This is a genomic window from Neisseria sp. P0022.S010, from assembly GCF_051956635.1.
This window is the reverse complement of sequence record NZ_JBQCXF010000064.1, coordinates 1-12,634: the sequence shown is the minus strand read 5'-3', so window position 1 is coordinate 12,634 and position 12,634 is coordinate 1. Positions and strand designations below refer to the sequence as shown.

Annotated in this window: 14 protein-coding genes; 2 read left to right on the top strand and 12 right to left on the bottom strand. The window is 50.4% G+C overall.

Annotation, left to right across the window (positions count from 1 at the left end; genetic code table 11):
• Positions 1–155 precede the first annotated feature (155 nt).
• A complete protein-coding gene (ilvD, locus tag ACTHUT_RS08225) occupies positions 156–2,015 on the bottom strand; it encodes a dihydroxy-acid dehydratase (RefSeq protein WP_003746398.1) in 1,860 nt (619 codons plus the stop codon).
• 278 nt (positions 2,016–2,293) lie between these two features.
• Here ilvD and ACTHUT_RS08220 point away from each other — a divergent pair, with 278 nt between their 5' ends.
• Complete coding sequence (locus tag ACTHUT_RS08220; RefSeq protein WP_070585678.1) at positions 2,294–2,857, top strand: YceI family protein; 564 nt, start codon at positions 2,294–2,296, stop codon at positions 2,855–2,857.
• A 97-nt stretch (positions 2,858–2,954) separates the two neighbouring features.
• On the opposite strand, the gene ACTHUT_RS08215 is transcribed toward ACTHUT_RS08220, so the two are convergent.
• A complete protein-coding gene (locus ACTHUT_RS08215; protein WP_314511979.1) occupies positions 2,955–3,902 on the bottom strand; it encodes a bile acid:sodium symporter family protein in 948 nt (315 codons plus the stop codon).
• A gap of 149 nt (positions 3,903–4,051) precedes the next feature.
• Entirely contained in the window at positions 4,052–4,933 is an 882-nt protein-coding gene (locus ACTHUT_RS08210) for an NAD(P)H-hydrate dehydratase (protein WP_314511977.1), read from the bottom strand.
• 53 nt (positions 4,934–4,986) lie between these two features.
• Between ACTHUT_RS08210 and ACTHUT_RS08205 the strand changes: the two genes are divergently transcribed.
• Entirely contained in the window at positions 4,987–5,643 is a 657-nt protein-coding gene (locus tag ACTHUT_RS08205) for a cytochrome b/b6 domain-containing protein (RefSeq protein ID WP_314511975.1), read from the top strand.
• 91 nt (positions 5,644–5,734) lie between these two features.
• Here the strand turns inward: ACTHUT_RS08205 and ACTHUT_RS08200 are convergent, their stop codons facing one another.
• From ACTHUT_RS08200 to ACTHUT_RS08160, 9 genes are all read right to left on the bottom strand, one after another.
• Entirely contained in the window at positions 5,735–6,823 is a 1,089-nt protein-coding gene (locus tag ACTHUT_RS08200; RefSeq protein ID WP_440385800.1) for a class I SAM-dependent methyltransferase, read from the bottom strand.
• Between the two features lie 36 nt (positions 6,824–6,859).
• Positions 6,860–8,563: an AMP-binding protein gene (locus tag ACTHUT_RS08195; RefSeq protein ID WP_440385802.1), complete on the bottom strand. Its 1,704-nt coding sequence runs from the start codon at positions 8,561–8,563 to the stop codon at positions 6,860–6,862.
• Positions 8,564–8,578: 15 nt separating this feature from the next.
• Positions 8,579–9,334, bottom strand: coding sequence for a hypothetical protein (locus ACTHUT_RS08190; RefSeq protein WP_440385803.1), 756 nt, complete (start codon positions 9,332–9,334; stop codon positions 8,579–8,581).
• Between the two features lie 39 nt (positions 9,335–9,373).
• Positions 9,374–9,913: a hypothetical protein gene (locus ACTHUT_RS08185; RefSeq protein ID WP_440385804.1), complete on the bottom strand. Its 540-nt coding sequence runs from the start codon at positions 9,911–9,913 to the stop codon at positions 9,374–9,376.
• Between the two features lie 122 nt (positions 9,914–10,035).
• A complete protein-coding gene (locus ACTHUT_RS08180; protein WP_440385805.1) occupies positions 10,036–10,476 on the bottom strand; it encodes a hypothetical protein in 441 nt (146 codons plus the stop codon).
• Between the two features lie 118 nt (positions 10,477–10,594).
• Positions 10,595–10,843, bottom strand: a complete 249-nt coding sequence (locus ACTHUT_RS08175; RefSeq protein ID WP_003680823.1) for an acyl carrier protein — start codon at positions 10,841–10,843, stop codon at positions 10,595–10,597.
• Positions 10,844–10,855: 12 nt separating this feature from the next.
• Entirely contained in the window at positions 10,856–11,116 is a 261-nt protein-coding gene (locus ACTHUT_RS08170; protein WP_003680822.1) for a phosphopantetheine-binding protein, read from the bottom strand.
• Positions 11,113–11,871 (bottom strand): lysophospholipid acyltransferase family protein, encoded by a 759-nt coding sequence (locus ACTHUT_RS08165; RefSeq protein ID WP_003746415.1) that lies wholly within the window; start codon positions 11,869–11,871, stop codon positions 11,113–11,115. The genes ACTHUT_RS08170 and ACTHUT_RS08165 overlap by 4 nt, the downstream gene beginning before the upstream one ends.
• Positions 11,868–12,629, bottom strand: coding sequence for a beta-ketoacyl synthase chain length factor (locus ACTHUT_RS08160; protein WP_315611849.1), 762 nt, complete (start codon positions 12,627–12,629; stop codon positions 11,868–11,870). Before ACTHUT_RS08160 ends, ACTHUT_RS08165 begins: the two co-directional genes overlap by 4 nt.
• Between the last annotated feature and the right edge of the window lie 5 nt (positions 12,630–12,634).

Sequence of the window (12,634 nt, the reverse complement as noted above, 5' to 3'; positions counted from 1 at the left end):
AAATATTCGACAGCGATAAATCCGCCGCCAATAATAATCAAGAGGGCAATGGCCATGCCGATCATCGCTAAAATGAATTTGTCCATATGTGTCCGTTTGAATGAAGGCCGTCTGAAACACTTGAAAGCGTTCAGACGGCCTTAAAGTCAGGTTAATTAACGTTCGATTTGCGATACGTCGCGTACTGCGCCTTTGTCGGCGGAAGTCGCCATCGCGCCGTAGGCACGCAGGGCTGCGGAGACGTAGCGGTCGCGGTTTTCCGGTTTCCAAGCTTTGCTGCCGCGTGCTTCCATTTCGGCACGGCGTGCGGCAAGCTCTTCATCGGAAATGACAAGGTGGATGCTGCGGTTTGGAATGTCGATTTCGATGGTGTCACCTTCGTGTACCAAACCGATTGCGCCGCCTTCTGCCGCTTCAGGCGAAGCATGGCCGATGGACAGGCCGGAAGTACCGCCAGAGAAGCGGCCGTCGGTCAGCAGGGCGCAGGCTTTGCCCAAACCTTTGGATTTCAGGTAAGAAGTCGGGTACAGCATTTCTTGCATGCCCGGGCCGCCTTTAGGGCCTTCGTAGCGGATGATGACGATATCGCCAGCCACAATTTGATTGCCCAAAATGCCTTCTACTGCGTCTTCTTGGCTTTCAAATACGCGGGCGCGACCGGTAAATTTGAGGATACTCTCGTCCACGCCTGCGGTTTTCACTACGCAACCGCGTTCTGCGATGTTGCCGAACAATACTGCCAAGCCGCCGTCTTGCGAGTAGGCATGTTCAACATCGCGGATACAGCCTTTTTCGCGGTCGAGGTCGAGGGTTTTCCACATACGGTTTTGCGAGAACGCCTGAGTAGTGCGCACGCCGCCTGGAGCCGCTTTGAAACGCTCGATGGCATGGGTGTTTTCAGGGTTGGTCACGTCCCATTTTTCAATCGCGTCTTTCAGTGTCGGCGCGTGGATGGTGTACACGTCGGTGTGCAGTTTGCCTGCTTTGTCCAGTTCTTTCAGGATGGCGAAAATGCCGCCGGCTCGATGCACGTCTTCCATGTAGTAGTCGTGGTTATTTGGCGCGGTTTTGCAGATGCAAGGTACAACGCGGCTTAAGCGGTCGATGTCTGCCATTTTGAAATCCACGCCCGCTTCGTTGGCAACGGCGAGCAAATGCAGGATAGTGTTGGTAGAGCCGCCCATGGCGATGTCCATGGTCATGGCGTTTTCAAACGCTTTTTTAGTGGCAATGCTGCGCGGCAATACGGTTTCGTCGTCCTGCTCGTAGTAGCGTTTGGTGATTTCGACAATCATGCGGCCGGCTTCGAGGAACAATTCTTTGCGGCCTGCGTGGGTAGCCAAGTATGAACCGTTGCCCGGCAGGGAAAGGCCGAGTGCTTCGGTCAGACAGTTCATGGAGTTAGCGGTAAACATGCCGGAGCAAGAGCCGCAAGTCGGGCAGGCGTTTTGTTCGACTTCTTCGACTTGTTTGTCGCTGATATTGTCGTCAGCCGATTCGATCATGGCATCAATCAAGTCCAAGCGGCGTTCGGGTTGAATGTTTGCAACTCCGATAACTTTACCGGCTTCCATCGGGCCGCCGGAAACGAAGATGGTCGGAATGTTCAGGCGCATGGCGGCAATCAGCATGCCCGGGGTGATTTTGTCGCAGTTGGAAATGCACACCAGCGCGTCGGCGCAGTGGGCATTGACCATGTATTCGATGGAGTCGGCAATCAGGTCGCGGCTGGGCAGGGAGTAGAGCATACCGCTGTGGCCCATGGCGATACCGTCATCAATGGCAATGGTGTTGAATTCTTTAGCAATGCCGCCGGCTTTTTCAATTTCACGGGCAACCAGTTGGCCCATATTGTGCAGGTGCACATGGCCTGGGACGAATTGGGTGAAGGAGTTGGCAATGGCGATAATCGGTTTGCCGAAGTCGGTTTCCATTACGCCGGTCGCACGCCACAATGCGCGCGCGCCTGCCATATTGCGGCCGTGGGTAGAGGTTTTGGAGCGGTATTCAGGCATTTTTGTTCCTTTGTTTTATGCTGAGGCCGTCTGAAATAGGCTGGTAGTTTGGCGGCCCGTTGTAGAAATAACTCGGTATTTTATACCAATTACGAGCGATGAAGCACGCTATTTTGTAATAAAACTAAACTGTATTTGCTTCACCTGAATTTGCTGTCCTCTCGTTCAGACGGCCTGAAGTTTTCTTAGGATAAAACGCTGTCTTTCTCAGTTACAAAAGATGTTGGCATCAAAAAGTGATATGATAGGGAACTTCTCACACTTTTAAGGATAAGACGATGAAAAAAATCATGTTTGCATTGTGTTCGGCCATGTTGGCTTCTGCTGCGTCTGCCGCTGTTTATAAAGTGGACGAATTTCATGCCAATGCCCGCTTTGCCATCGACCATTTCAACACCAGCACCAACGTCGGCGGTATTTATGGTTTGACCGGTAATTTGGAATTTGACCGTGCCAAACGCCAAGGCTCAATCGATATTGTATTGCCTTTGTCCAAACTGCAAACCGGTTCTGACCACTTTACCCAACATTTGAAATCTGCCGATATTTTCAATGCAGACAAATACCCTGAAATCCGTTTTGTATCCACCAAATTCAATTTCAACGGCAAAAAACTGCTTTCCGTTGACGGCAATCTGACCATGAACGGCAAAACTGCGCCGGTAAAACTCAAAGCCGATAAATTCAACTGCTACCAAAGCCCGATGTTAAAAGCAGAAGTATGCGGCGGCGACTTCAGCACCACCATCGACCGTACCAAATGGGGCTTGGATTATTTAGTGAGTGCCGGTATGAGCAAAAAAGTAAACATCAATATCCAAATCGAAGCAGCCAAACAATAATCCTGCTTGATTTCAAAATAAAGGCCGTCTAAACAGGTAAGGCAGAAATCGTTGATTTCGTTTATCCCTGTTCAGACGGCCTGATGATTAAAGACGTTTAGGATTCTTTATTTTTATCGGCTTTGGCTGCCCAATAAGTTGCCAGGAGTGAGCCGGAGATATTGTGCCACACGCTGAACAATGCGCTGGGAACGGCAACAACCGGAGCGGCGGCAAAGTGTGCGGCGGCAAGCGCGGCGCCTAAGCCCGAGTTTTGCATACCGACTTCGATGGCCAGCGTTTTTTGTGCATCATAAGGCAGGCCGGTCCATTTAGCGGCAAAGAAGCCGAGCAGATAGCCGATGCCGTTGTGAAGTACGACAACGGCAAAAATCAGCAGGCCGCTTTCAATAATCTTGCCTTTGCTGGCACCGACGACTGCGCCGATAATCAGCACGATGGCGGCAACGGAAACCAGTGGCAGCGCGTCGGTCAATTTTTCAGTTTTGTTGCCCAAGACTTTATGGACAATCAAGCCCAAAACGATGGGGAACAAAACCATTTTGACGATGGACATCAACATACTGCCCGCTTGGATTTCCAGCATTTCACCGGCAAGCATCAGGAAGATGGCGGGGGTCAGCAATGGGGAAATCAGAGTAGAAACCGATGTAACGGCAACCGACAAAGCCACATTGCCGCGCGCCAGATAAGTCATTACATTGGAAGCCGTACCGCCCGGGCAGCAGCCGACCAAAATCACACCGACTGCGATTTCGGCAGGCAGGTTCAACAGCTTGGCCAGCAGATAGGCGGTTGCCGGCATGATGGCGAATTGTGCAATCACGCCGATGATGACGGCTTTGGGGCGTTTAAACAAAATATCGAAGTCGGAAGGTTTGAGCGTCAAGCCCATGCCGAACATGATGATGCCCAGAAGCCAAGGAATGTAAGGACCGACCCATTTGAAGGTATCGGGTGCGAAAAAAGCGATGCCGGCAAAGAACGCCGCCCAAAGAGAAAATGTTTTTCCAATAAAGTTGCTGATTTTATTGAGGATACTCATGATAATATGTTGTGAAGTTGTTTTTAATGGAAATCAAGGATACACGCCTTAACCTTAATTTGCAAAATGGCTTAAAATAAATAAGGCCGTCTGAAAATAAGGATTGATTTTCAGACGGCCTGCAATTTGTATTTATGATATAGACAGTATTACTCTTTTGATAAAATATTGCGCAGCCATCGGGCGGCAGGTGCAATTTCTCCGGCAAGTATTCCGGTTTCGATTTTGCCGCTGTGTTTGATGACATCGGCCGCCGCACCATGCAGCCATACGCCGGCGCAGGCGGCCTGGAATGCCGGAATACCTTGTGCCAGTAGGCTGCCAATAATGCCGCTCAAGACATCGCCACTGCCTGCGGTAGCCAATCCGGCATTGCCGCTGGTGTTTGTATAGACTATGCCGTCTGCCGTGGCCACCAATGTATGATGGCCTTTCAATACGACAGTCGCGCCATATTTTTGGCTGATTTCGGTTACGGCTTTGGGTCTGTCGGCTTGAACTGATTGGGTATCGGTACCGAGTAGGCGGGCGGCTTCGGCCGGATGAGGTGTCAGGATGATATGTTTGTACGATTTGAGGCGTTCGGCCAATTCGGGAGAACGGGCCAGCAGTGTCAAGGCATCTGCATCGAGCAATAAAGGCTGGTCATGGTGTGTCGACAGGATTTGGAGCAGTAGCTGCTCTGATAATCTGTCCAAACCGAATCCGCAGCCGATTACCCGTGCGCTGACATCGTTGCGCTCCATCAGTTGGGTCGCAGTGGCGAGCATGATTTCAGGGCGTTCGGGAATGATGGCAAAAGGCAGCGTGGCTTGGTTGAAACCCGCCCAGACCTTGCCGCATCCTTGATACATGGCGGCTGTGGCTGCTAAAACCACCGCACCGCTCATTCCCGTTGCACCGCCGATAATGGCAAGTGTGCCGTATGTGCCTTTGTGCGACTCTTGGGCGCGTGGGCGGAATATGTCGGGAAATGCTAAGGCCGTCTGAAAAGTTTGAAGCGATTCGGGAAGCGTGTAGATGGACTGCATGGCATAACCTTCCAAGATAAGAAATTTAATTTTAAATCAGAAAGTAAAAGGTAATGAAGCAAAAAATAAAAGTTTGGGACGCACCTACACGCCTGTTCCATTGGCTCTTGGTGTTATTAATGGGATTTATGTGGTACAGCGCAACCCAAGGCGGCGATATGCTGGTATGGCACTTGCGCGGCGGCTTGTTGATGCTGGCATTGATGGTTTTCCGCTTGTGTTGGGGGATATGGGGCAGCGATACGGCAAAATTCAGCCGATTTGTGCGTCCGTTTTCCGAAATCCGCCGCTACACGCAAGGCCAGATGTCTGAAGACGAATTGGTCGGCCACAATCCTTTGGGCGCGCTGATGGTCATCGCTTTATTGGCCGCCTTGGTTTTTCAGACGGCCACAGGTTTATTTGCCGCCGATGAAAATACGTTTACCAATTCCGGCTTTTTAAATCATTTGGTCAGCGAACACGCCGGTACGTTGGCGCGAAAAATCCATGTCAATTTCTTTAATATTTTGGCTGTTTTGGCGGGCGTACATATCGCAACTGTTTTGCTGTATCGCTTTGTGAAAAAACAGGATTTGATTACGCCGATGATTAACGGCTTTAAAACCATTGATGCTAAGCAGCCTAAATTGGCCGGAATGGGACAACTGTTTACCGCTTTGTCGGTGGTGATTGCGTTAGTGTGCGCAGTATGGATGTTGCGCGGCTGATGCATTAAGGCTGTTACCTAAAAAGAAACCGACCCCGATAGCTGCAATGGCTGTTGGGGTCGGTTTGTTTTTAGGGTTTAAAAGATGATGTTCAGACGGCCTTAACGCAGCGCAAGATGCTATGGCCGCGGCCGATGCCGTCTGAAATTTCCGCTACTTTCAATCCGGCTTTTTCAACGCAGCGGATCAGGTCTTCAGAATGGAAGATTTTGCTGTTGCCGTTGGCCATGGCAGTGAAATACAGGCTGGTCATGGTCAGGCAGTAGGCGGCGGTTTCGTAGCGTTGCCTGTCCCAGAAAGGCTCCATGATGTAGAGGCTGGTGTTTTCGCTCATAGACTCAGCGGCGCGTTGAAGAATGCTGGTGGCTTGTTCTTCGGTGAAACAGTCTAGGAATTGGCTCATCCAGATCGCGTCAAAACCGGTCGGGAACGGAATCACAGGATCAAGCAGATTGGCCGGATGGGCGTGGATACGGTCCGCGCCGTTTTTGCCTTTGGTCGCTTCGCGCATCAAGCCGATTTGTTGCGGCAGATCCATGATGGTGACTTCGACTTCGGCATTGTGGTTGACGCATTGCTCCGCCCAGCGGCCGGTATTGCCGCCGACATCGAGCAGTTTTTTAACTGGTTTGGCAAACACGGTGTTCAGTGCTTCGGCGAAGGAATTGTCGGAATAATAATGGTCGAATGCAAACCATTTTTCCTGCGCGATGCTTGGTAATGAAGACAAGCCTTCGTAAATGGTCGGCCAGTCGCCGAATACTTTCAGGCCTTCGGGCTTGCCCGTTTGCAGGGTTTTTTCCAAGTCAAACATGCCTTGGTAGCAGATTTCTTGCGTGAAATCCATATTGACGCGGGCCATTTTGTCTTTGAGGACAAACCAACCGGCCTTGCTGATGAAATAGCGGTTGTCGCGAGTCAAGACAGTGCCGATGGATAGCGAAGCTTCCAGCAGGACTTGTGCCGCGTAGTTGCTGATTTTTGCTTTTTCAGCGATTTCGGCTTGAGTAAGGCCGTCTGAATGGTCGTTCAGCAGATCCAAAATGCCAAATTTCACCATCAGGCGGGAAACTTGGAACACAATCGGTGCAAAAGCGATTTCTTGAGCCAGACGTTGAGCCTCGCCTGCGGACTGGTGTTCGTGGGAGTAGCGTTGTTCTAGGGCGGGGAAGAGTTGCATATTGTTGGTTTTCCACTAAAAAGTTAATAGGTATATTCAGACGGCCTCAAACACAATCCGTCCTGATGCACACGGATGCTCTCCGTTGTTGATTTTAAAGCTCAGTTTGTTTTTGCCTTCATCGTATTTCAGCTCTACCGACACTTCATCGTGAGGACGGATAAACTGCTGATATTTTAGATTTTCGATGCGGATGATGCGCTGTTTGCCCCATGGCTTGGGCGCGATCAGGTTGCGCACCCATTGCAGCTCGACCACACCGGGAACCAGCGGGAAGGTGGCAAAATGGCCGCCGAAATAAACCAAATCCAAAGGCACGCGGCCGATGAAGGTTTCGGTATTGGTTTCATCGTCAGATGATGTTTTCGACCAAACAGGCGAAGTTTGGGCTACGGTAAAGGCCGTCTGAAAATCCGCCGAAGCGATTTTGGCTTGGGCATTGCGCGGCAGGCTGTCGGTAAAACGCCAGTAACGCGGCAGGGCGATGGTGTCCTGCGTGGCGGCCAGATGGTGTTTGAGCGTATCGGCGACCGCAGCGCGGCCTTTCTCGCGCAAGGCGGCGATACCGTCTGCGTTCAATGCCGACCATATGGCAATGCGTTGATGTTGCGGATGACGGCCGCAGTGGGCGTCGGCAATCCAAGGATGTTGTAAAAGTTCGTGTTCGATTTGGGTCAGCGACACGCGTTTGTCCTCAAATTTAATAATGCGGTCTTGCCGACCGAGTAACAGAAAACCGTCATCTTGCGGCTCGATCAAATCGGCTGTTTGACGGCGTTCGGGCGACCAAGGCGAAGAAGCCCAAAGTGCGCCTTCTTCGTTTTGCCCGATTTCCACGCCTTCGAAAGGCTGCCATTCTTGGCGTTCGCAACGTGAGGCAATCACGCCGGTTTCGGTACTGCCATAAACTTCAAACGGGCGGACGGCAGCCTGTTGCAGCAAATCCGCCGTGGCTGCGGGCAATGCGCCGCCGGCCGAGACAATGCCTGCAATTTTATGGCCGATACTTTGCCAGTTGCGGTTTTCGCCCAAGCGGTTGAGTACGGCCGGGCTGGCAATCCAAACCACTTTATCATGTGCGGCCGTGCTGGAAAGCAGGTTTTCCGGATAAACCGCCTGCTGTCGCTCCATAGTCCAACCCATTGTCAGCGCGAGTGCAAAGCGGAATGTGAAGCCGTAAAGATGCTGCGGAATGACGCTGCCGACCACGGTTTCACCGTGTTGCCCAAATGGCAGCGTATTTGCCAAAGTCAGGGCTTCTGCCTGCATTTGCGCGGCGGTTTTCACAATAATCTGCGCTTCGCCGCTGGAACCTGATGTTTTTAGCCATGCTTCAGCATCGTCGGGAATCAGATGGTTTTCAGGATAGGTGTGCAGCGCTTCCGATTCTGTTTTAGTCAATACATCAGGCAAGTGCCAGATGTTCAGGCCGTCTGAAGACAGCTTTTTATCTGTTGAATCCGTTAAAAACGCTTCTGCCGTTTTTCCCCATTCCAAATTGTCTTGCGCCAAATTGGGCAACAATAAAACCTTTCCGCCCGAATGCCACACTGCCAACACGGCACAGGCAAACAGCGCGGCATCGTCAAACCACAACGCGGCCGTTTGCACGCCTGCCTGTTTCAGACGGCCTGACAGATGGAAAACCGCACGGTTGAAATCAGCACGCGTCCAATTCGGATGGGTGGCGATAAGGTCGTGTTGAGGTAGGTCGGGGGATAGGATTCGGGTTAGGTGCATGATGGTTCTAAGGTTTTATAATTTCGATGTATTTGCCTTGGCATCTTCTTTGATTTGTGCCAAGCATTCATCGTATTGTTTGTTTGTCGTTTGGCGTACCAATTCGTAATCATTTGCCTGCCACTCTTCCAATGAATGGCTTTCACTTCTTTTGAAGCAATGGAGTAAGCGATCGGTTTTGCCGCTTTGTCCGTTTACCAAAAGGCTGACTTCATTATTCAGAAAGAATCGGTCTCGTCTATTGAATTTTTCATAAACCAAATAGAAACGGCCCGGTTGGACAAATAGTTTTTTATTGGCACTATTGCCTTTAAATGACCATTTTGCCGCCCAATCGCGAACTTTGGGGGAAAATTGTTCAAAAACGGGATTCGCAAAATTCGGTTTAATGGGCTTCCCGCTTAAATTGTGTTTGCCCAGCAGGTCAGGGCCTTCATATCCAATATGACCGCTACTACCGGCAAGAATGAATAATGCAAAAGTTGCTGTAAATACGGCTGTTTGTGCAGCCCTTGCTTTTACCGTATTGGATTTTCGAATAATCATCAAATTCATGCTGCTGGCTGTAGTATCGTCAGAATAACGATTGTGTATTCGGTCAATGACGGTCAGGTTTCCCGAGCGCGTTTTGATGGTGTGGCTGGCAACTTCCGTATAATTTTTCTTGTATTCGGCTTCCGCCTTTTCTTCAGGGGATAAAGGCGTTTTAGACGTCGAAGAGCATGCGGTAAATGTGAAGGAAATCAGGGTGAGTAGGATGATTTTTTTCATTATGGTTATTCGTCTAATTGATGAAATATTTTTAATGGATTAAACCTTCAAAACCAATTTCCGATAAATCCACTCTCCGGCAAATAAGATTCCCATTAACACATACGACACAATGCCTGTATAAGCTGCCCACCAATCGTAATATTGCAAGCCTGCCAAAATGGCGGCGGTTGCGCCGTTGAAGATAAAGAACGAGCACCAGATTTGCGTAACGCGCCGAGTGTGGCGCACGCCTTCGGGCGGCAGGTCGGGGTGTTGCAGTCGGGCGAGGCGTTCGATAACCGTTTGTTTGGCAAACAGGCTGCCGCCGAAAACGGCAAGCATCAGCACGTTGACGGCGACGGGATACCAATACATCGATTCAGGCCGTCTGAAAACCAGTACCACCGCAAAAAAGGCGGCAAGGATAATTGCCGTAATGCGTTGGGCTGCAGTTTGCGGCATGGCGGCGCGTATCAGCCACAGGACGCACATGGCCGCAGCAAGCCAGAAAAATGCGCCGTTTTCCCTGCCGTAATACCATAGGAGTGGATACGCGAGGCTGGCAAGGGTCAGTAGGAGTTTTCCTAGTATTTTCATGGTTGTTGTTATTTTTCAGGCGAGTTTCGTTGAGGGGGTGTCGTCTGAAAATGTCGGTGTAAGGGCGTTTGGGTGGCAGAGGTTTTCAGAGGATCATCTTTGAGAATTTCCGCGATATCGGGTTATTCGTTTTCTTCCTTATTTTTGCTTTTGTTAAAGTCGTCATATTCTTTGAACAGTTTAGAATATGTTGGATAAAGCTTGGCGATGCGTTTACGGTTTTCCGAGGTGCAGAATTTTGCCACTTCTTTGGGTTCATGAGATTTTGGATAGCGGGAAAACATTTCAGCCTGCTCTTGTTTGGTCATTTTTTTGACCGTTGGGCAGATAGGGGACATTTCTGACTTGCTGTTGGCAAATCCAGCCATAGCCCATGCCAGCATCCCGTTACGTTGAGTTTCCTCGTTCGTGTTTTTTTCACAAAATTCCATATCGTTATACATATCCAATGAATCACGAATGACTTGCATACACTCGGCATGTGTCATTTTTTTGATGAGAGAGATTTCAGCGTGCGCAGATAAGGCAGGGAGTAAGAGAACAAGAGGAATGAGTTTTTTCATGGTGTTAGCTGCATATTAATGAGTAAGCGATAACTGTGGCTGACGATGTCGTGATTGATTTTCAGACGGCCTTGCGGATTGACAAGGCCGTCTGAAAATATGCTGATTCAAAGCAAAATCAGGAATCTTGTTGTACTTTCAAAACCGCTTGAACCACGTCTTCTACGGTACGCACATTGCGGAAGTCTTCGGCTTGCAGTTTGCGGCCGGTTTCGCGTTTGATATGGTCGATAAGGTCGATGGCGTCGATGCTGTCGATTTCCAAATCTTCGTAGAGGTTGGTTTCGGGTTTGATGCGTTCCGGTTCGATTTCAAACAGGTTAACCAGTGCATCGGTCAGCAGGGTGCGTACTTCTTGTTCGGTCATCTTCTCTCTCCCTTATGCTTGGCGGCTCTTGACGAACTCGGCCAGTGTTTTGACGTTGGCGAAGTTTTCGCGCAGGTTGTCGTTTTCACCGTCGAGCTGGAAGCCGAAGGTTTTTTGTACGGCCAAACCAAGTTCCAATGCATCAACCGAATCCAGACCCAGGCCGTCGTCGCCGAAAAGCGGATCTTCGCTGCCGATGTCGGCAACGGTAATGTCTTCCAGACCTAAGCTGTCGATGATTAATTGTTTGATTTGGTTTTCTAAATTGCTCATGTGGTTTTCCTTGTAAAATAGTCTTGCAGGTATTCGTTTAAACGCCTTGCGGCGATGGGCAGGGGTTTTTCTGCCAGCCATTCTTCCGGCAGGATGTCGTCGCCGACGGTAATTTCATAATGAATTTTTTGCGGTGGGATTTTGTACCACGGTTGCCCCTTTTTGAAATTGGGCGGCGTCATCTTGATGCACACGGGTGTGATGACTGATGCGCTGCGCAAACCGAGCGATACGGCGCCGCGGTGCATTTTAACCTGTCCGTCCCAACCTGTGCGCGTGCCTTCGGGGAAAATCAGCATACTTTGCCCGCTTTTGAACACGGCGTCTATTTCTTCCAACATTTCCATGCTTTCGTCGTTGGGGATGTAGCCTGAAGCGATAATTTGGCTTTTCATGCTGGGGTTGTGCAACAGGTCTTTTTTGACCAACACGTTCGGGTCGGGGAAGTGGCTGATCAGTAAAACAACATCCAAAAGCGAAGGATGGTTGGCAAGGATGAGCTGACCGGGTCTGCCGAGTTTTTCCAAGCCGTTGAAGCGGACGCTCAATACGCCTGACCATTGCAGGTAGCCGACAAAGAAACGCCAAACTTTGCCTATCATGCGTCTTGCTTCAAGTTGGCGTTTGATGTCGCCTTTAGTGGACTTGAGCGTATAGGGCAAGAGTGCGATTTTGAACAATACGCCTGCAACGCCGAAGAGGATGAAGCCGAAGAGTGTGGCAAAAAAGCGACGGAAATAGTCTAAAGTCTTCATGCGTTTTTCTGCCAGTGCCAGTTTCTACCGATATAGTGTTGCGTGTGTTGTCGGCCGTCTGAAAGCAGGAAGCGTACCCACTCCAAGCTGCTCCAATAGGGCTCGACTGTTGTATCGTTAAGGTTTTCAGACGGCCTTGCGGATGCGGTTTCCAAGCTTAAGGTATAGTCTTCGCCCTTTGTGATTACCAGTGCCAATGCATAGGCAAACGGCGCACGTGTAGCCAAGACGGGATAGTCTTCGGACAACGGATCATCGGCGACAATCACTAAAACGGATGGCGCGCCGTCTTGCAAAAGCGCAAATGCCTCGGTCAGCGCGGTTTCAAAGGAATCGGCGGCAACGGCCAAGGCAGTATGCTCACTCATGTCTTTACGCAACATCGACCATTGCCCAATCGTTGCGTTGTGGACGGACAGGCCGAATGAGGTCGGCGACACGGTATGCGTGTTCAAAAGCTCTTGCCACAATTCAAAGCTGCGGTTGCTTTCGCCGTCGTGCGAAACGTACACCGGGACGCTTTCAGGATATTGGTCGGCCAGATTCCATGCGGCATCGCAAACCAAGCGTGCCGCTTTTCCCAGGCGGCGGCGTTGCATTGGCGGTAAAAAGGAGAGCGCGGGTTTGCACTCCGGCAGTGAGGCGGTATCGAGTTTTCCCTGCGCCCAGTCCTGCCATTGCTCCGGCGTACTGATTTTGCTGGAGGAGGCCTGCCATGCGGCGATATTGAAGCTGAAACGGCAAACGTTTTGAGGCATGATGT

Bases quoted from the DNA above. Each gene is read 5' to 3' on its own strand.
- ACTHUT_RS08195 (WP_440385802.1), bottom strand. From the start codon at position 8,563: ATGCACCTAACCCGAATCCTATCCCCCGACCTACCTCAACACGACCTT.
- ACTHUT_RS08205 (WP_314511975.1), top strand. From the start codon at position 4,987: ATGAAGCAAAAAATAAAAGTTTGGGACGCACCTACACGCCTGTTCCAT.
- ACTHUT_RS08185 (WP_440385804.1), bottom strand. From the start codon at position 9,913: ATGAAAATACTAGGAAAACTCCTACTGACCCTTGCCAGCCTCGCGTAT.
- ACTHUT_RS08220 (WP_070585678.1), top strand. From the start codon at position 2,294: ATGAAAAAAATCATGTTTGCATTGTGTTCGGCCATGTTGGCTTCTGCT.
- ACTHUT_RS08170 (WP_003680822.1), bottom strand. From the start codon at position 11,116: ATGAGCAATTTAGAAAACCAAATCAAACAATTAATCATCGACAGCTTA.
- ACTHUT_RS08165 (WP_003746415.1), bottom strand. From the start codon at position 11,871: ATGAAGACTTTAGACTATTTCCGTCGCTTTTTTGCCACACTCTTCGGC.
- ACTHUT_RS08160 (WP_315611849.1), bottom strand. From the start codon at position 12,629: ATGCCTCAAAACGTTTGCCGTTTCAGCTTCAATATCGCCGCATGGCAG.
- ACTHUT_RS08200 (WP_440385800.1), bottom strand. From the start codon at position 6,823: ATGCAACTCTTCCCCGCCCTAGAACAACGCTACTCCCACGAACACCAG.
- ACTHUT_RS08215 (WP_314511979.1), bottom strand. From the start codon at position 3,902: ATGAGTATCCTCAATAAAATCAGCAACTTTATTGGAAAAACATTTTCT.
- ACTHUT_RS08210 (WP_314511977.1), bottom strand. From the start codon at position 4,933: ATGCAGTCCATCTACACGCTTCCCGAATCGCTTCAAACTTTTCAGACG.
- ACTHUT_RS08180 (WP_440385805.1), bottom strand. From the start codon at position 10,476: ATGAAAAAACTCATTCCTCTTGTTCTCTTACTCCCTGCCTTATCTGCG.
- ilvD (WP_003746398.1), bottom strand. From the start codon at position 2,015: ATGCCTGAATACCGCTCCAAAACCTCTACCCACGGCCGCAATATGGCA.
- ACTHUT_RS08190 (WP_440385803.1), bottom strand. From the start codon at position 9,334: ATGAAAAAAATCATCCTACTCACCCTGATTTCCTTCACATTTACCGCA.
- ACTHUT_RS08175 (WP_003680823.1), bottom strand. From the start codon at position 10,843: ATGACCGAACAAGAAGTACGCACCCTGCTGACCGATGCACTGGTTAAC.